The sequence below is a fragment of the Oleiphilus sp. HI0128 genome (genome assembly GCF_001635365.1).
This window is the reverse complement of record NZ_LWGG01000538.1, coordinates 1-18,865: the sequence shown is the minus strand read 5'-3', so window position 1 is coordinate 18,865 and position 18,865 is coordinate 1. Positions and strand designations below refer to the sequence as shown.

General features: G+C 45.1%; 18 protein-coding genes. 8 read left to right on the top strand and 10 right to left on the bottom strand.

Features of this window, described 5'->3' with window-relative positions; translation table 11 throughout:
• Positions 1 to 29 precede the first annotated feature (29 nt).
• The 7 genes from A3763_RS06385 to A3763_RS06355 all read right to left on the bottom strand — a co-directional run bounded on the left by A3763_RS06385 (position 30) and on the right by A3763_RS06355 (position 7,619).
• Positions 30 to 617 carry an Lrp/AsnC family transcriptional regulator gene (locus A3763_RS06385; protein ID WP_231872121.1) on the bottom strand — a complete coding sequence of 196 codons (588 nt, stop codon included), beginning with the start codon at positions 615 to 617 and terminating at the stop codon, positions 30 to 32.
• Positions 589 to 1,035 carry an Lrp/AsnC family transcriptional regulator gene (locus tag A3763_RS06380; protein ID WP_068508088.1) on the bottom strand — a complete coding sequence of 149 codons (447 nt, stop codon included), beginning with the start codon at positions 1,033 to 1,035 and terminating at the stop codon, positions 589 to 591. Before A3763_RS06380 ends, A3763_RS06385 begins: the two co-directional genes overlap by 29 nt.
• Positions 1,032 to 2,213 carry an Lrp/AsnC family transcriptional regulator gene (locus A3763_RS06375; protein ID WP_068634271.1) on the bottom strand — a complete coding sequence of 394 codons (1,182 nt, stop codon included), beginning with the start codon at positions 2,211 to 2,213 and terminating at the stop codon, positions 1,032 to 1,034. Before A3763_RS06375 ends, A3763_RS06380 begins: the two co-directional genes overlap by 4 nt.
• A 49-nt stretch (positions 2,214 to 2,262) precedes the next feature.
• Positions 2,263 to 3,471: a cytochrome D1 domain-containing protein gene (locus tag A3763_RS06370; protein ID WP_068514293.1), complete on the bottom strand. Its 1,209-nt coding sequence runs from the start codon at positions 3,469 to 3,471 to the stop codon at positions 2,263 to 2,265.
• Positions 3,461 to 4,072 (bottom strand): c-type cytochrome, encoded by a 612-nt coding sequence (locus A3763_RS27465; protein WP_197469971.1) that lies wholly within the window; start codon positions 4,070 to 4,072, stop codon positions 3,461 to 3,463. The genes A3763_RS06370 and A3763_RS27465 overlap by 11 nt, the downstream gene beginning before the upstream one ends.
• A gap of 36 nt (positions 4,073 to 4,108) precedes the next feature.
• A complete protein-coding gene (locus tag A3763_RS06360) occupies positions 4,109 to 5,863 on the bottom strand; it encodes a NapC/NirT family cytochrome c (RefSeq protein WP_068634270.1) in 1,755 nt (584 codons plus the stop codon).
• Between the two features lie 127 nt (positions 5,864 to 5,990).
• Positions 5,991 to 7,619, bottom strand: coding sequence for a cytochrome D1 domain-containing protein (locus tag A3763_RS06355; protein WP_068514287.1), 1,629 nt, complete (start codon positions 7,617 to 7,619; stop codon positions 5,991 to 5,993).
• A gap of 397 nt (positions 7,620 to 8,016) precedes the next feature.
• Here A3763_RS06355 and norR point away from each other — a divergent pair, with 397 nt between their 5' ends.
• Both norR and A3763_RS06345 read left to right on the top strand, forming a co-directional pair.
• Positions 8,017 to 9,630: a nitric oxide reductase transcriptional regulator NorR gene (gene norR, locus A3763_RS06350; RefSeq protein ID WP_231872120.1), complete on the top strand. Its 1,614-nt coding sequence runs from the start codon at positions 8,017 to 8,019 to the stop codon at positions 9,628 to 9,630.
• Positions 9,631 to 9,759: 129 nt separating this feature from the next.
• Positions 9,760 to 10,938 (top strand): mechanosensitive ion channel domain-containing protein, encoded by a 1,179-nt coding sequence (locus A3763_RS06345; RefSeq protein ID WP_068514284.1) that lies wholly within the window; start codon positions 9,760 to 9,762, stop codon positions 10,936 to 10,938.
• Here the strand turns inward: A3763_RS06345 and A3763_RS06340 are convergent.
• Together A3763_RS06340 and A3763_RS06335 are read right to left on the bottom strand one after the other, a co-directional pair.
• Positions 10,924 to 11,196 (bottom strand): hypothetical protein, encoded by a 273-nt coding sequence (locus A3763_RS06340; RefSeq protein ID WP_068514281.1) that lies wholly within the window; start codon positions 11,194 to 11,196, stop codon positions 10,924 to 10,926. The two genes, A3763_RS06345 and A3763_RS06340, sit on opposite strands and share 15 nt — an antisense overlap.
• 180 nt (positions 11,197 to 11,376) lie before the next feature.
• Positions 11,377 to 11,751 (bottom strand): hypothetical protein, encoded by a 375-nt coding sequence (locus A3763_RS06335; protein WP_068514279.1) that lies wholly within the window; start codon positions 11,749 to 11,751, stop codon positions 11,377 to 11,379.
• Between the two features lie 302 nt (positions 11,752 to 12,053).
• Between A3763_RS06335 and A3763_RS06330 the strand changes: the two genes are divergently transcribed.
• From A3763_RS06330 to A3763_RS06320, 3 genes are all read left to right on the top strand, one after another.
• Entirely contained in the window at positions 12,054 to 12,551 is a 498-nt protein-coding gene (locus A3763_RS06330; RefSeq protein WP_197470177.1) for a CoA pyrophosphatase, read from the top strand.
• 126 nt (positions 12,552 to 12,677) lie between these two features.
• Positions 12,678 to 13,763, top strand: a complete 1,086-nt coding sequence (locus A3763_RS06325; RefSeq protein WP_068514273.1) for a GGDEF domain-containing protein — start codon at positions 12,678 to 12,680, stop codon at positions 13,761 to 13,763.
• A gap of 107 nt (positions 13,764 to 13,870) precedes the next feature.
• Positions 13,871 to 15,502 (top strand): tetratricopeptide repeat-containing response regulator, encoded by a 1,632-nt coding sequence (locus A3763_RS06320; RefSeq protein ID WP_068514271.1) that lies wholly within the window; start codon positions 13,871 to 13,873, stop codon positions 15,500 to 15,502.
• On the opposite strand, the gene A3763_RS06315 is transcribed toward A3763_RS06320, so the two are convergent.
• Entirely contained in the window at positions 15,499 to 16,458 is a 960-nt protein-coding gene (locus A3763_RS06315; protein ID WP_068514268.1) for a DMT family transporter, read from the bottom strand. The two genes, A3763_RS06320 and A3763_RS06315, sit on opposite strands and share 4 nt — an antisense overlap.
• Before the next feature lie 168 nt (positions 16,459 to 16,626).
• Here A3763_RS06315 and A3763_RS06310 point away from each other — a divergent pair, with 168 nt between their 5' ends.
• The 3 genes from A3763_RS06310 to A3763_RS06300 form a co-directional block, all read left to right on the top strand.
• Complete coding sequence (locus A3763_RS06310) at positions 16,627 to 17,019, top strand: hypothetical protein (protein WP_068514263.1); 393 nt, start codon at positions 16,627 to 16,629, stop codon at positions 17,017 to 17,019.
• A complete protein-coding gene (locus A3763_RS06305; protein WP_068514260.1) occupies positions 17,016 to 18,005 on the top strand; it encodes a phosphotransferase in 990 nt (329 codons plus the stop codon). Before A3763_RS06310 ends, A3763_RS06305 begins: the two co-directional genes overlap by 4 nt.
• A 2-nt stretch (positions 18,006 to 18,007) precedes the next feature.
• On the top strand, positions 18,008 to 18,865 hold an 858-nt coding region (locus tag A3763_RS06300; protein WP_068759951.1), incomplete at its 3' end, for a 3'(2'),5'-bisphosphate nucleotidase CysQ.

Sequence of the window (18,865 nt, the reverse complement as noted above, 5' to 3'; positions counted from 1 at the left end):
GCACTCCGCCTTATTCTATTGGTCTCTGTTCAGGTCTTTTTAGCGCTAGGTGGCGCTTCTCTCTGACCGATTCGTAGACCGGTCTTTTTTAATATTTTGGTACTGTAGAGCGCATCGCTCGCTCGTAAGTCATCACCCAATAGCTGATTGATCTGCTCTATATATTTCGCAACTTCTTGTTTAGTTTTACCATGAACCATGGCAAAGAGGTTATACCTCCATAGCGGTAAGTGGCGGGGCCTGTGATAACAGTGACTAACAAAGGATAAATCGCCCAAAGCTTGTCCTAATTCACTCACCTTTTCGTCGGGCACATCCCACACAGTCATACCGTTTACTTTAAAGCCCAGTTTGTAGTGATTGGGTACTGCAGCGATTCTTCGAATAATCCCTTCATCTAACATACGTTGCAGACGCGCCATCACCTCATCGGCAGATATATTCAACATCAAACCCAGCACATGATAAGGTCGTGGGGCAAGAGGCAAACCCTCCTGAGTCAAGACGATCAACTCGCGATCTATACTCGATAGTGAGTAGTTTTCTTCCTCCTCCATAGGTAAGTCCTCCGCTTGAGGGCGATAAAAATCATTCGAGGTCGAGATAGAATCCAACATAGAACTCCTCCTTCTTCGGCATGTCGTAGACCTTAAATCCTGTCTGACGTTCAATTTCTTCGATCACTCGCCCTTTACCTTCCTGTTCCTCAGTTGCAATCACAAACCACATATTCAATTCGTGAGTCCGTTTGTAGTTGTGAGCAATCTCGGGAAAGCCATTGACGATTTCAGCTACTTCATCAAAGCGCTCTTCCGGTATCGCCATACCCGCAAGTGACAGTGCACCACCCAACTGCTCTGCATGGTACATTGGGCCAAAGCGCGTTAGCGTTTTATCGGCACGCATCTTCTCAACTCGGTCGATCAACTCTGATTCTTTTATGTCCAGCTCTTTTGCAACTTCGGCAAAAGGGTATTCACAAATAGGAAAACCATACTGGAGACGGTTTATGATCTTCAAATCCATGGCATTCATGAATGATTCCCCGCAAGTGATAAGGGTGCAACAAGCGAAGCCAGGTTCGCAGCGGGTGAGGCTATTTCAATTTTATGCTGCCTTTGCGAGCGCGTATAAACTCCACCCTTTTGCTTATATTGCTGCGTACTAAATAGAATGTTTTTCTCAGTATTTTTAAGCTCGGCCAGCCCTACCAGTTTTTCAATATGTTCTGCAACCAGATTCCGGTCCCGACTGTGAATCATGCAGTAGAGATTATAGGGCCACTCAGGTAACTGTCTTCGACGCTTATAACACAAGCTCACCAAACCGGATTCTTTAAAAATCTTACCAATCCTGTCAGTTTGATCTTCTGGAATATTCCAGACCACCATGGCATTTTCTTTAAAACCAAGTTTGTGATGATTGGTAATCAACCCTATACGCTTAATCAGGCCGCTTTGTACCCAGTAATTGAGCGTATCTATCACCTGCAACTCGGTAACAGCTGAACACTCTTCACCTTGATATTGGCTTAGCGTCTGTGACAGGCGCTCAAAAGGCTTCCGGGTTAAAGGAAAACCATCTTGTATTAGCTCTCGAAGTCGCTGTTGCAAGTAATCAGAAAGGACATCACCGCTCTCAATGAGTCTAATTTTTTCGCCAGACTCACGGTTATTCGTGTTATGAAGGTGCTGAGTGAAGGGGCGATCCGTTTTTCTATCACCCACATGAAACCCCAAGTCGATATGATAAGCCTTTTCCATTGGCAAGCGTAGGATTGGAAAGCCAATCGTCTTTTCCATATCATCCAGTATCAAGTCCAGAAATTTGGGAGTCGGTGTCGTAACAACGAACCACAGATTATAACTATGCTCTCGTCCGTAGTTATGATTCACCTCTTCATATTCGTTAATCTGGGCAGCTACTTTTTCTGTCAGCTCAGATGGAACGCTCACAGCCGCCAAGAGACTAGCCCCGGCTCGCTTATGGTCAAATACCGGCCCTATGCGCGTCAGCATACCGCTATCTTTAAGTGCCAAGAGTTTGGTCAATACATCTGGTTCGGAGCAATTCAACTGCTCTGCCATGTCGGCAAAGGGCCGTGAAGTGATAGGAAAGTTACGTTGATAGGAATCTAATAAACTACTGCTCAAGTCATCCAGAACGACTCTTTCGGGTTCAATACCTGTATTGCTAGGAGCTTGTATATTCATCACATCACCTTTCTTTCTCACTGTTCTTGTTTTTGGAGCGACCGGAGCTTTATAAGCCCAAACGATGCGCCCGAGAGGTAAAGAAAATCCCACTAGGACTTGTCGCCTCAAACTGATTTATTAAATCCAAGGTTTCGGTGTCATAGATATTCACCAAGTTTAAATCTCTGACAGAAGCCCACACATGCTCACCACGTGAAGTAAACTCCATATGAAGCACACCCTTTCCAGGTTTTAGTGTTTTAAATAATGAGCGGCTTTCAGCATCTATTACTTGGAGCGTGTCATTATTTGGATAGGCAAAGTTCACCCAAATTTGGCGACCATCCGGTCTAGCCATGACAAACACTGGCTGACCATGCACATCGATTTTGTCTACTTGCTGCCAAGTGTTCATATCCACCACCAATACTTGGTGCTGCCCAACGGCAGGAACAAATGCATAGTTGCCTGCAACAGCCCAACCTTCCAGGTGAGGCATCTTGTAGACGGGTAGCTTCTGCTCTCCCCGGCCGTAATTTGGCAATATTTTTTCTGGCGGGTTTTCAAGGTGCCATAAGTCAAGTTTCGACATACCATCTTCACCAAACAAGCCTGCGATGTAGTAACGGCCATCGGGTGAGATCAGTGCGTCATAAGGTTGTAAGCCAGTATCTCGGTACTTGGTAAGTTGGGGTTTAGAGCTGTCTTCCCCTGAAAAGTCTGCCACCCATATTTCATGCGTATCGAAGAGACTGAAAACAAATTTCTTTCCGGGTGCATCCACCAAACCAACAACTTTAGAGCGTTTGCTTTTACCGCTTCTTGGGTCAATGAATTCTGTCGCAGGAATATCCACCACCAACTCAAGCGTTTCGCTATCGAAGACCTTTACGCCACCAGGCGTGTAGTTGGAAACAGCTACTAAAGATCCATCCTGACTAATGGCACCGCCAATACTATTACCGCTTTGAATCACTCGCTTACTGATCTCTTCAGTCAAGATATCGATCTTGCTTAAGCCACCATCGCGACCAAATACATAGGCGTACCGTTCGTCACGAGAAAAAACAACGGAAGCGTGCGAAAGGTCTCCCAATTGATCTATGCTGCCGACGGGCTTCTTGTCACTGGTATCGATGATCTTTACGCTTCCAGTAGCACGTTCAATAATGACGCCCATGTCACCTGTTGCCCTGGGCTCCGTCTGGGTATGCAAACAAGTACACGCCCCCAAACTAATACTTAGTAAGGCCACTGCAAGGCTTTTAATTCGCATCTATCATTTCTCCCGACTTCAAAGCTTTAGCAATCCAGTTAGCATCCGCCTCAGACAAAATAGCTTTCCATGGGGGCATTGGCGTTCCAGGGCGACCATGTAGGATGACAGCCATTAAGTCTTCAACCGAATATGCCTTGATATTTTCCGGCAACAAAGCCGGGCCTAAACCACCTTTAAACAGCATCCCATGACATGATCCACAGTCTTGTTTCACTAAATAGTCCAGTTCCAGTGCACGCTCTTCAGAAACTTTCAGCTCAGCTTTTTTAACAATAACCTTGCCCCTCATCTGTGGATGAGGTCCGCAGCGATAGTCAAAGACACCAGCGCGATCAAATAAGCGTTCAACGCTTTCTTCGGGCCAGAAGTATTCACCTTCAGGCTCTCCCAAACCTTCAAACCATACGCTGTGATACTGCCTCTTCTCGACATTCAGCCAACGCACCGTATCGCCAATATTGACTGTTACAACTTCCGGTATGAAACGCATCTTGTGTGTCTTTACTTCAACAAGTTCTGCAGATGAGACGCCCGCCAGCAACAAGTTCGCGAATAGCACTATTGCCAATCCCTTACCTGTTTTTTTGACTGATCTCATCCACATAACGCTCACCGTTTTCTTATTTACTAGCTTTTATTGCTTAACTGCATTGATTTCTACATCGGCATTATCGAAGCCCAATTTGTACCCAAGTGATACATGATGGAAACGGCCGTTGCTGTAATCGTCATGAATCGCGAAACCAAAGTTGTAGCTTTGAGCGGTGTCCAGACTGATATTGCCGTCACCGTCAGCTACCAGAGGACGCTTGATTTCAACCACCCACTTATTGCCAACTTTGTTTGCTATCGCTTCACTAATCACACCTTCGTTCATCAAGCGGTCTGCCAAGATACTGCCGTATTCAATACTCTTGTCACCCGACTTGTAGCGCACGATATCCATGAAGTGCTGAGCGTCAAATTCTGCTTTGATCTCAGCGTCTTCCTTACGCTTATCCCAACCACCAAGCGGTTTTTTGTTTCGGCCTTTAAGCTCAATCTTCGTACGGCTCTCTTTTAGATACTTAGTTACACTCTGACCCTCAGGCGCGAAAGGCATGTCATCGGCATCGGCATGACAGGTTCCCCAGCAACCTGCTCGATCTGCGTACTCAACTTCGTCAGTCGCTAACATAAAGGCCAATTTCATTTGATTCATCGCATCCATCTTGCCACCTTCTGCAAAGGGTACTGGCTGGTGTTCAGTATCTTCCCAAGTAAATTGCATATATAAGCTCTTGCTATCATGTGCTGCTTTAACCGCCACTGGAATGCTGCCACGCTTACCGGGAATCACCTGATCTTCCAGCTTCTCGCCTGTCACAATCTTTTGTCCAATATCTGCAATTTCTTCCTCATGACAGTCCATACAGCGATCACCTTTCGTGAATGAACGCTTACCACCATGCTTACGTCCTAATACCCACTCCATTGACGCCTGGCCAGGATAGAAAACACCGATTTCTCTTGCAGGTACTGCAGCCCAATTGATAGATGATTTTGCAGCAGTTTTCTTGGCGGGAGCCTTTTTAGCCTCAGTTTTCTTAGGCTTATTTGCAGCCTCTTTCTTAGCTTTCTCTGCAGCTAAAGCTGCCGCAATCTTTGCCTCTTCCGCTGCTTTAGCTGCTTGTTCTGCTGCTTTCTTAGCCGCTTCTTCTGCTAAACGCTTCTTCTCTGCTTTAGCAGCAGCTTCTTTATCTAAAAATTCTTGCCAGTGAGCCGGAATACCGATTGCGATTTCTGGGTCTGGTGTAGTGAGTTCGTCAATTTCTTCGTCAGTCAACTCATCATGCACAGGCTTGTGCGCAATACCTTTGTGGCAATCAATACAAGTGTTACCTGCTGTCATCGCATTCAAATGCTGTTTACGAGCGCGAGGCTTTTGGTTTTCTGGCAACATGGTTTCGAAGTCATGACAGTTTCGACACTCGCGTGAGTCTGTCGCTTTCATTTCACCCCAAACTTTCTTTGCCATCGTGAAGCGCTTGGCATCAAACTTTTCTGGCGTATCAATACTTCCCAAAGCTTTATGCCATAACTCATTAGAAGCTTTTATCTTACGAACAACTTTATGCACCCATGGATCAGGCACGTGGCAATCTGAACAGCTTGCTCTAACGCCACTGCGGTTGGTGTAGTGAATAGTTGACTGGTATTCTTTATAAACGTTGTCTTCCATTTCGTGACAACTGATACAGAACTCTAGGGTATTGGTTTGCTCCATCGCAGTGTTAAATCCGCCCCAGAAGATGACACCGACTAACATGAAAAATAATGCTGCCGTGACTGTCGCCCCGAACAATATTTTTCTCGTCATCAGACCTTTAACAAGATTTGCTGCACTCATTGATGAGACTCCCTAGAACTTTAATATTCTAAAATTCAATTACTTAAATCCGAGAAGGTTGAAGAAGAGCACCTAAGTACTCTTCTTCAGGAGTACTAATTACCTAGATAACTATTACTAACGGTAATTAGGTTTTGTGGTTAGCACGGTTAAACACGTTAAACTTACCAGTAGGCGTTGTTAAACCTTTAATACGAGTAATCTCTTTAAGAGTCTTCGCATCGTAAACAACGATTTCACCAGTTGGGTTCTTGTTGTCAGTTCGGTTCCAGACAGATACCCAAACCTCAGTACCATCTTTGTTGAACTCCATGTGCAAGGCCGCTTTACCTTCTTCTTCAGTTACACGAATAGTTTTAACGATTTCGTGTGTGTCCTTATCAAATACCTGAACACTTTGCTGAACTTCTGGCTCTGGGTGCTTAAGCTGATCTGCCCATACATATTGAGATGTTGGATGGGTACGAATAAATACGCCCGCACCGTCTGTCTCAACTGTGTAGCACAGCTTCCACGCTTGGTCAGGATGACCAATCGGGTCGTTGCCCCAAACAGATACTTCACCAATACCTAGGTGAGTCGTTGCACCAACAGGGCCACACTCTTTATCAGTCCAGTTAGCACCAGGACCCGGGTGAGGCAATGAAGCAACATCGATCATTTTCTCTAACTTACGATCTTTCGTATCAACAACAACCATCTTGTTTGAAGCGTTTGCTGCGATTTGGAAGTAACGACCTGTTGGGTCAAAGAAACCATCATGCAAGAACTTAGCAGTATCCATTTGATCAATACGTAGGTTATTGATGTCGCTGTAATCAACCTGCCACATTTGACCTAACTCTTTGATCGCAACCATCCAAGTTGGCTCATTAGGTGTTGTGTAGATCGCCGCAACGCGAGACTCTTCGACATACTCACCGTCAACATTAACACCACGAGAAGAAACTACTTTCAGAGGTTCAAGTGTTTCTGCATCCATGATTACGAAGTGCGGAGGCCAATAACCACCAGCGATAACATATTTGCCATCACCGGAAACAGCGATATCTCGTGCGTCATACGCCATTTGAGTTTCAGCTACCAACATCTTGTCTGGCGTCTGCCATAAATCGATCTTGTTAACCTTACCGTCACGACCAATGGTGTACCAGAAACGACCTACGTCTTTCGCATGATCAGTTTTATGGTGCTCAGTACCCTTGATTACGTGTACTGCATAACCCGTATCGATGTGTGCAACAATTTCATGTTTGTCACCATCGATGATGGCAGCAAGACCTGCATCACGCTCAATGACAACAAAGAAGTTCTCCCAATTACGGCCATGTAGAGGTTTAGTTGGATAGTCTTTAAGAGCGATATATTCTTTGGTCCGCTCTTTCATCATCGCTAAAGACATCTCTGGTGGAACAGGAGGCTCCAACTGAATATACTTCGCAAGAAGGTCAATCTCATCTTTAGTGAAGAGATCATCAAAGTTGTTCATGCCACCTTCAGTACCTAGCTCAATAATACGAGACAGACGCTTGGTTCCTTTCTTAAGGGTTTCTTCAGGCATCAAACTTTTACCTGTTGCCCCCTTACGTAATACACCATGACAACCCGCACAACGCTGAAAGTACATGGATTTTGCTTTGTCGAATTCTTCAGGGGTTAAGGTTGGTGCAGTGTTTGTTGCTGCCTGAACCCCGGCTCCCATGCCAACGCCCATTGCTAGAGCTAATGCTGACAATATATGTTTTGTGTTCTTCATCGTATGCGAACTCCTGTTAATTGTTGTCGCTATTTGTCGTTTGGGTCTTTTGTCCGACTTCCCCCTTTAAGCCGTGAATCCCCAATAAAGCTATAAGAAGTGCTATGTTCGAAAAAAGTTACTACTCCAAAAATATGTGTTGCTATCTTCTTACAACGTCTCTCTCAAAACGTTATCTTCCTCTCTAACCACACCTACCCTTAAAGTGGTAGATACCTCCTTCCTTCGTGGATAGATCATTTGAAAAGACGGTTTACTTGACCTCAATCAAATTAACACCGCTCCCTCACTGCCATACTCCGCTTCGATTCCGGAGGTCTCACCTAGCTATACTCAAGTTTCGTACCAACACATAAAGCGCTGAAAAATAACAATATTTATAACAAGGGAAATCATAATGACCGCCTTAGCAAGAAATCATTTCGACAACAGTGAGGTAGATATGACAACAACAGGTTCATTATTCGAGACGATTACGTCGATCATTTCCGACCTCCCTAGAGACTTACCTGAAGCAAGTCGCTATCAGCGACTGCTTAACAATATGCAGAATATATTTCCGTTCGATGCGGCGGCGGTTTTGAAACTGGAAGGCAGTCAACTTCGCCCTATTGCAATGAAAGGATTAAGCGATGACGTACTAGGAAGACGATTCATCATTACTGAACATCCCAGACTGTCTCAAGTGATCCATTCAAAAGGGCTGGTACACTTTGAGGCGAACTCAGACCTACCTGACCCTTACGATGGATTAATCGGTGAAAACAACCAACACCCTGATGTACACGACTGTATGGGCATTCCCTTATTAATTAATGAAAAGCCGTGGGGACTACTTACCTTAGATGCGCTTGAACCTGGCACCTTTGACCAGATTGATAAGGACCAGCTGAGGACATTTACCAAACTCACCGAAGCGGCGGTTAAGGCAGCCGAACGAATCGATTCACTTGAAGCCAGTGCAGCTCACCACCGATTAGTCAGTCAAACTTTGCTGAAAAGCTCTGACAGCGAGATGATCGGCCAGAGCGATGTGATGATGAATCTGAAAGATGAGCTAGATATCGTCGCACAATCTGACTTGAGTGTACTGGTACTCGGTGAAACAGGTGTTGGTAAAGAGCTCGTCGCACGACAAGTTCACAATATGTCTCCACGCTCCAAAGGGCCGTTGGTTTATGTAAACTGTGCAGCGCTCCCCGAGAATATTGCAGAAAGTGAATTATTCGGTCACGTCAAAGGCGCATTCTCTGGCGCGGTTTCAGACCGAGCGGGGAAATTTGAAATCGCACATGAGGGGACACTTTTTCTTGATGAAATTGGTGAGCTTCCCTTGTCCATCCAGCCAAAGTTACTCAGAGCGCTGCAAAGCGGCGAGATTCAGCGTGTCGGCTCAGATAAGAACATTCAGGTAGACGTACGTATCGTCGCCGCAACCAATCGCGACTTACAAAACGAGGTCGCAGAACATCGATTTCGAGCAGACCTTTACCATCGACTAAGTGTCTACCCGGTTCACATACCCCCTCTTCGAGAAAGAGGCAAAGATATTCTCTTACTTGCGGGTTATTTACTAGAAATAAATCAAAAGCGCTTAGGTGTCGAAGGACTCAGAATCACGAGCGATGCCAAGCACCTCCTCACTCAATATGATTGGCCCGGAAACGTACGAGAGTTAGAACATATGCTCAGCCGCTCAGCATTAAAAGCGATTGCTGATCAAGGCCGACACAACCGTTCCATCGTTATCGACGCCTCCTACCTGGATATTCACCTTCAAAACGGTCAGCCAAAAACTAACGGCAAGGAACACCCGCTAGTGAATGAAGAGAACAGTAACCTTTTTTCATTTACACCAAAAGGTAATCTTAAAGACGCAGTCGATGATTTCCAGAGAAATTATATTATTCATATTCTGGACCAACATCAGGGAAACCAGGCGGCTGCAGCACGTGACTTGGGCGTAAACCGAAGTAATTTCTATCGCTTAATTAAACGCCTGGAGCTATAAAGGCTTGAAGAGAAGCGAAGCTTTCCCTTGATTCAAGTCTAAAGTTCATCATAATTAGCTAAGATCTGACCGTTGGCGTCTGCATGAAGCAATGCGACACAAGCTCACTTTTCTTAGGCGTCTTTTACTATGCAAGCTTTAGAGTGGTTATTACCGCAGTTGTCCACAACAACATGGACAGCACATATTCTGGTATTTGTATTCAACATTGGCTTATTCCTGTATGCAAAGCCGATTATAAGCTTCATTGATGGCGCACGTGATAGCGGCGTCAAAGTCACACTGTTTCGCGCCTTAAACGGCCTGGTGCTGATTCTTCATATCGTCCATCTGGTTTTTCTCAGACTCAACAATAGCTACGAAAACTTCTTTATACACTTGGGTTTAAGTCTCACCACTCTGTATCTCAGCATCCTGATTTACAGTATTTGTAGCCGCCAATCTCGCAAGAAGTTCGGCCTCGAAAAAGTTGTTGATGAGAAGCCTGTTTTTCTAGACACCTACTCAAGCCGTCTAGTAGATATCATTATCCTGTTTGTCATCATTCTGGCAACGCTGTTCACCCTCATTAAAATTTGGGGCGCCGATAGTATGCTGGAAACGACTGGCATATTCGGAATCCTATTTGCCTTCCTAGCCTTTACCAGCAACATCTGGGCACCTGATATTATTAGCGGCTTAATCATCCTGAATACGCAAATTCTCGAAGACGGAGACGTCGTCGTCATCGGCGATGATGAAACGGAGTATGTCATCAGCAAGGTAACGCTGATATATGTGATTCTCTACGACATCCGTAATAACCATCGAACGCTCGTGCGGAACAATCAGTTCATTCAAAATAAAATCGATAACCTCAGTCGCGTAGCGAGTACTGATGGCGTACGCCAAGCCTTGAGCTACAACATTGGCTACCCTGAATTTGATGGCAAAACAAAAGACGAACGACAAAAACAGCTGGCAGACTTCAAAGCGAAAATCGATAAGTTTTTTAGCCTTGCGCAAGAAAACTGCCTTGAAAAACCCGATATTAAAATCAACCAAACCCGGCAATTCGAGTGGGCACTTACGCACGCGGGTGATTACGCACTAGAATATACGCTGTGGATCTATCTTGATCGAATTCCAAATACAAAAGTTACGGCAACGATTCGAAAGCATTTGATGGGAACAATCTTTCGCGTGAATGACGCGGTATATACGGCGTCCATTATTGAGGGCATTGATTTATCCACACCACAATTAGCGAAACTTGAGCTAAAAAACGTTGAAAATGCTGGCAAGCTTAGCGAACTAGCTCAAGCCTAGAGGCGGCTCATGCTCTTCATTGCGGGAGTCGATTGCTTCTGCATCTCTTAGAGCCTTAACCAGCACCGCATGCTCGTGCGTGGCTTGACCTGAGTGCAGATAATGCTTTGCTGCATCTACCACTTTCTGCCACACCTCAAATCGGTAATTTAAGCTTAACAGAGACTTGGCTATGAAGTCAGAGTCCACACCACTTTCACGCATTTCAGCAGCTTTGGCTAAGGCTTTTTTTAGTTCGTCATCGCTTGGTTTAGTCATAAGTAATGTGCCCCTTCTCCACAAAGAATAATGCCATAAGAACTGGCTCATACTTTAAATATAGCTTATTTGAAGCAATTAAGAGCAAATGCAACGCTTGAGAAAAACTTTAAGGAAAGCAGAAAAGAAAAAGCCGACACTGAAGGCATCGGCTTTTTAATGAATATTCAGCAAGGACACTTAGTGGTCGATAGACGTAAAAATCTTCAAGCCATCAGCTGTTTTGATCAAGTTATAAGACTCACGCCAGTTAGAGACCGTGTCGCCCGAATCGTTCATCATCGTCCATGTGACTGAGGCAAGGAAGCAGCTACGGCCAATCTCGGTGACTTCGAGGTTTTCGTACTTGGTATGTGTTACACCCTCTGCAGAGTGTTTATCAAGCAAGCTTTGGAAATATTCGACCAGGTCAGACGGCGCTGCACACTCCCATACTGCGGCATCTGAAGTGACAGCCAAATAAGGCGCTTGGTATCGACTTGCAATCAGGGCCCCATCAAATGAAGAAAAATCTCGCACAAAGCGGTCAAAGAATTCTTTTATATCATCAAGCATATTTCAGTTCTTATCGCTCAAGGTTACAGGAAGATAAAGAGCCAGAGCCTAGAATCGGCCATTACTCATTTAATGCTATTCAAACACGCAAACTTATCTACTTCAAGCTTTTCTCATGATAGCTTGTGAGTCACGGTTACTTTCAATAAGCGACAACTTGCTTAATGTGAATAAGCTCAGGCACTGAGCTTTATGAAGATGAATTATCTTTAGTATGTTAAGGTAATTTTTCTCAAATTAAATAGAGCTATGACAAGCAAGGTATGCACAACAAAGGTAAAAGAATTCCCGGTAGAAGGTGGATGACACGAGCTGCCGTGGCAATTATTTTTCGGGATCACCCTAGCCAAGGTCGTCAGGTTTTGCTGATCAAACGCGCCGAGCGACCGGGTGACCCCTGGTCTGGTGATATGGCTTTTCCTGGTGGTAAGATGGACGCTACAGATGCCAATATTTATCACACGGCTCTGCGCGAACTACGAGAAGAAATAGGCTTAGATGCCGGCCACCTAGCACCATTAGGGCGCATATCTGACCAGCTCACCAAAACCCACTCAGGTCTACGACCAATGGTTATTTCAGCATTCACCTTCGAACTACAGCTGAATGTGGATTTTGTATTAAACCATGAAGTCGCTGAAACTTTATGGGTGCCAATCAAGCATTTTGAACTTCCGGCCAACCGTGAAAGTATGCAATGGAAGGCTCGCGGGGTATCACTAACAGTGCCTTGCTATTGGTACAAAAGCCGACGCATATGGGGTTTAACCTTACGAATGATTGACGAATTTACAAAGTAGCAATAGTAGTGATGGAAGCGTTACAAAATACTCACCTCAAGTGTCAAATTAATTCAACAAAGTTTTGCTAACATTTCAGTTACTTTTCGACTATATAATGTAGTAATAGTTTAAACAGGTATACCCATGAGCAAGTATTCTGACGCGCCCTCAAATAATCGACAAAATGTCGAGTTATCCGAGAGCGTCAAGTGGCTGCGATTAGCTGTTGCAAAAATAAATGAACTGTCTATTCCCGCCACCCCTGAAGTCTATAGTGTTTGGTACGAATATTATGCAGATAGAAAACTCGACCTAAAAAAAGCGATTGATAAACGTATATCCAAAGGCGGAGATTTTTCCGCGAGCACTTGTGAACATTTGTTCAACGAATATTTCGTTGAAATTCCTGAACAAAAGCTTAGTGAAATGCGTCAAGCGATAAGAGCCTTGATCACCTTACTTCAATCCGAATTAAGCGAACTGAATAGCGGCATGGAGTCCTATAGCGCTGCTTTATATTCCTGTGCAGACGACCTGACTCATGACCCCGAGGTAAACTCCCTTCAATCAATTATTCAGGTTCTATTAGCAGAAACAAAGAAGTGCAGATCCCGAAACCACCAAGCGCTCAGCAAGGTTTATCATCTAAGTTCAGAGATTAACAGCCTTCAGGAGTCTCTAGAAAAAATGGGCGAAGAGGTCTACCAAGATAGCCTTACAGGCGTAGGTAACAGAAGAGGCTTTGATGAGCAGCTCAGTACTGCGATAAAAAAATCCCAGCTAGATAATAGCCCTTTAGCCTTAATTCTTCTGGATATTGATTTCTTTAAACGTGTAAACGACGCGCACGGACACCTTGTTGGAGACCGGGTACTACGCTTTGTCGCCGAGACGATCAAGCGCAGCGTGAAAGGCGGGGACTTTGTTGCCCGTTATGGCGGCGAAGAGTTCGCAATCATACTCCCTAATACCGAAGCAGCTGGTGGCAGCTCAGTCGCTCATCAGGTTCAAGCAAACGTCGCAAAAACAAAGCTCACCAAGAAGAAAGGTGGCACCCCGATAGAAAGTGTCACTATTTCAGGTGGCTTATCCATACTAAGAGAGTGCGACACCGCAGAAAGCTTTCTAAACCGAGTCGACGGCCTGCTTTACGATGCTAAAAGTGCTGGCCGGAATATGATTAGAAGTGATTGTCAGCAAGCTATCAAGATTAAAATAGAGTCACAATAAAAAAAGACAATGGCTCAAGTTAACCTATAATCAAATAAACACCCGCCTACCAAGCGGCATGCTCCGCTCATATTTGAGCTCATAAATCTACACTCATATAAAACCTTATGTCACTGGAAGAATTTGCCAAGAAACGCTTTCTCATCGTCGATGAACTAGACTCCTTCCGTTTTTCTACCAAAAAGACACTGATGTCACTTGGCCTTAAGCTCGTTGACACAGCAAGCAGTGCACAAAATGTTGTCTCAGGTTTTCAGAACGTCAATTACGACGTTACGCTGTGCAACTATGACTTAGGCAAAGGCAAAAACGGCCAGGAGTTACTTGAGGAGCTACGCTACAAGAAACTGTTAAAGTTCTCGGACTTATTTTTTATTGTTTCAGCCGAAGTTGATCGCAGTAAGGTTATGGGCACCGTCGAGAACGAACCCGATGGCTACCTGGTAAAACCGATCACACCCAATGATTTGAAACAACGCTTAAGCAAAGCGCTAAAAATGAAAGAAGCGATGAGTGCAATTGACACTGCTATAGATGATGGCGACTATCACTCAGCAATTGCATATTGTGACGAGAAAATTGCCGAGAAAGGCAATTACGTACTTCGCTGCATGAAGACAAAAGCCTGGCTGCTAAGTAAAATCGGACACATCGACGAGGCACGCGAGCTATACGAAGGCATCCTTAAAGCAAGCGATTTTACCTGGGCCGAATATGGGCTGGCAAGAATCATGATTCGGCGTAAACATTATGAGGATGCAGAAAAACTACTACGGGTCATAATTACCAAAGACCCGGAGCAAGTTGAAGCTTTGGACCTTCTTGCGCAGGTACTGCAAAGACAAGATAAAACCAAAGAGGCCCAGGCAACCGTCGAACAAGCTATCTCGCGGTCTCCAAACTCCCTGCACAGACAAAAGCAATTGGCAGAGCTATGCTCAGAAAATAAAGATAGTAAGGGCGCAATCGAAGCCTATCAAAACGTAATGAAGCACAGTGAACAGTCTGTCTACGCCCGGCCAGAACACTGCTTCGATTTCGTTAATTACCTTGCAGACGTTGCCAAGCAAGAGGGTGGCGATATCAATGCCAACCCACATGTTAAGGAAGCCTTCGACTTGCTTGATAAAAGTGCCAAACGCTTCGCTAATCAGGGGAATATCGAAGAGCATACAAAATTAGTCGCTGCCAATGTCAATGCAAATATCGGCAACATCGACGAAGCCAAGCAAGCTCTTGACGACCTGCTAGGCGAAAGTCATGACGCTCAAGACCTCTCTGCGAGTAGCCTTAAACTAGCAGCACAAACACTAAGCAGTCTGGGGGAAGAGGACAAGTCGGAACATTTACTGGAACGCGCGGCTGACCTGGCAAAAGAAGATAGTGCACTGGTTGAAGATATTTACTCGCAGCTCAACAAGGGAATTGGCAGTGAAACCCGCCAGCGAGCAGCTAAAATTAATAAAATGGGTATCAAACTCTATGGAGAGAAAAAAGTTAAAGAGGCAGCAGAGGAGCTAAGACGCGCCCTTCCCCTCACCCCAAGGCATATCTCGCTCAACCTGAATTTGGCGCAAGTACTACTACGACTATATAAACGCAGTGCGGATGCTAGCTTATTGAAAGAAGTCGACGAGTACCTGCATCGAGTCAGACATATTCCCCGTCACCACAAAGAGTATTCACGCTATCATTATTTAATCGAGCGCCGCGCCAGCATGGAAGAAGCAAAAGACTAAAGCGACTCCTCTTTCAGTGGCGCTTTCTTCCTACCTTCTATATAGCGACGGAAATAGCTTCGTAACAAGGGTATGCGGTAAACCAGTATCCCACAAAAAATTAACACACAACCCAGCAGCTGATTGCTTGTCATTCTTTCGCTTAAGAAATATGCGCCTAAGATTGCTGTCCACACGGGCTCCAGAATAAAAACCATGGCCGCACTGTTTGGGTCCAGTTTTGCTAGCGCTTTAGTTTGCAAGGCGAAACGTAAACTTGTAGCGATAAAAGCGCTGCACAACAGCCACACCCAAGCCATATAGGATAAATCAGCTGGCCAACTCTCAGTTAGCAGTGCGGCAACTGTCGCGACGATTGCAATGGCGACAAGCTGTAAAGATGTCAGAGCCATATAAGAGATACCTTGTGCATAACGCCCCGTCAAAATGACATGCAGCGCAAAACCCAAAGTTGACATAAAGAAGAAAGCATGGGATTCCTTAAATTCAAAGCCCAAACCACCTCCTGGCTCAGCCCGTAATGCTAAAAGCGCCAAACCAATAACTGCGGGAATCAACGCACAAATAAGGTAGAAGGTGATCTTGGTACCAAAGATTAGTCGCGCGATTAGCGGAACGAAGACGACTGCCAAGCTCACGATAAAAGCACCTTCGCCGATATTATCGGTTTGGTCCACCGCTAAGACCCAAAGCAACAATGCACAACCTAACAGGATACCCGTACCTATTCCCTTAACAAACTGATGCCGCTTAAGCACCACCAATTGCGGCCAGGACATTAGAACCAGCACCAGCGCCGCTAATGAAAACCTCAGTGCTAAAAAGATGTAAGGTGAAAACTCTGCCAGGGCGCTTTTGGTGAACACCCATCCCGCAGCAGCAATAAGCGTCACCGCAACGAGCAGCAGTTCGTAATTTCGTATCGAATGAGAGATAGCCCTGGCCTTAAATGTCATTAGTGCAAAAGCGCTTCACGACAATAACAGAAACCGCCCAAGAGTTGTTGACTCTAATAACATTGAAACACTGTTTTCTAATGATTAACTTGCCATTAAATACTTCTCGCCATATCGTTTACTTAGCTACAACTCCACCAAAACCGTCAATATAAAGGTGCAAACTCAATGTTCCCCGATATGCCTGGTAAGCCTTCAGCATCCTTGCTTAAAATCACCTACCTTATTTATGCCTTACATATTTTTAGTGCTATAAGTGGCCTGTTAACGCCAGCGTTTATTCTGACGGCTTTCCTTACCGGCTGGCCTTCGATCATAGCATTGGTTATGAGCTATATCTGGCGGGGTGATGCCGACGGTACCTTCTTGTATTCCCACTTTGACTGGTTAATCACAACTTTCTGGAAAGCCTTGGTTGGTTTAGTCATTGCCTGGATTCTGATCGTGACCATTATTGGCGCAATCATTGGGGTTCCTATTATGTTGGCAGTTGGCGTTTGGGTACTTTACCGATTAGGAAAGGGGCTATTTGCTTTGAATGATAGGCGCCACCTAGCATGAGCCATTCGCTATCGTCTCAAATTTTAAACGTGACCAGGGCTCGTTCTATTATTAAGCTTGAAGATATCCAAAGCTTATGGAGTGGTTACGGAGTAATTAGCCGGTACAAGTTGGAAGGCTGTCAGGCAAGCCAAGTCATCGTAAAACACGTTAAGCTTCCTGAAAAAAGTCAGCACCCCAGAGGCTGGAATACTCAGCGCTCTCATCAACGAAAAATATACTCCTATCAAGTTGAGTGTGCCTGGTATAGAGATTTTAGCGCACTATGCGATGAATCTAGCAGAGTCCCAAAGTGCTTGGACACTGCAAGCTCTGAGGGTGAGTTTTTAATCATCATGGAAGACCTTGCAGCCGAAGGTTTTCCTATTGTAAAAGAGTCAGCAAAGCTTACAGACATGCACACTTGCTTGGGCTGGCTAGCTAACTTCCATGCCAAATTTATGGGGCACGCACCCGACTCTTTATGGAAAACAGGGACATATTGGCACCTCGATACTCGCCCTGATGAGCTTGAAGCACTAGAAGATCAAGCACTAAAGAGCGCTGCCTCACGAATCGACTTCGCACTCGCAAGCAGCCCTTATCAAACCTTCGTACATGGCGACGCCAAGTTGGCAAACTTTTGCTTCTCTGAAGATGGCAAGTCTGTAGCAGCTGTAGACTTTCAATACGTAGGGGGAGGCTGCGGGATGAAAGATCTGGCCTACTTTATTGGCAGCTGTTTGCATGAAGAAGACTGCCAGCGCTATGAAAATCAGCTACTCGATAGCTACTTTGAACAACTTAAACAGGCTTTGCTCAAACACCAAAGCAATATAAACCCTAGCAAGGTTGAAGCCTCCTGGCGCCCTTTATTTTCAGTGGCATGGGCCGACTTTCACCGCTTCCTTAAAGGTTGGAGCCCTGAACATTGGAAGGTCAACGCCTACAGTGAGCAGCAATCACGCAAAGTAATCTCGCAACTAAATCAAGCTAAGGAGAGTTAGGCATGAAACTCTCCCCCACTGATCTCAAGGAACTCGCTCAATACGCTCGAGAAGCAGCCCAACTGGCAGGCGCTGTCATAATGACTTATGCCAATAAGAAAGTTGAAATCCTAACTAAATCGACAGGTTCAAGCGAAGCATCACAAGTACTAACCGAAGTCGACTTGCGTTGTGAGAAGCTAATTCTTGATCATTTGGACGACAGCGTAAGAAAGTACAACTTGGCAGTACTCAGTGAGGAGCAAGAAGATGACAAGCAACGCCTGATAAAAGAAGCTTTTTGGTGCATTGACCCAATAGATGGAACGCTAGCCTTTACACAAGCAAGACCTGGTTATTCTGTATCAATCGCCCTGGTTTCGAAAACAGGTAAATCTCTAATTGGTGTGGTATATGACCCGGTAAAAGACAGAATGTACTCGGCTATTACAGAGCAAGGCCTCTATTTGAATGGCCAAGCCTGGCGCCCGGAAAACGAACTTCGTACTGAGCAGCTAACGCTCCCCTGTGATCGCAGCCTTCTAAAAAGGCCTGACTTTCCTGATATCCACAAAGCAATCGACCAATGGCGTACAAATAAGGGCTTAACTCAAATCAATGAAATTCATCACTGCGGTGCAGTAATGAACGCCATACAGGCTTTAGAAAATCCACCCGCATGCTACTTTAAGCCGCCCAAAAAAGAAGACGGCGGCGGTAGCCTTTGGGATTTTGCTGCCACCGCGTGTATCTGTTCAGAAGCCGGTGCATTTGTTTGTGATTATAAGGGACAAGTTCTAGAACTGAATAAAGCAGACAGCACCTTCATGAACCAAAACGGCGTTATCTTCAGTACCGAAAAAGAGCTTGTAGCCGTGATT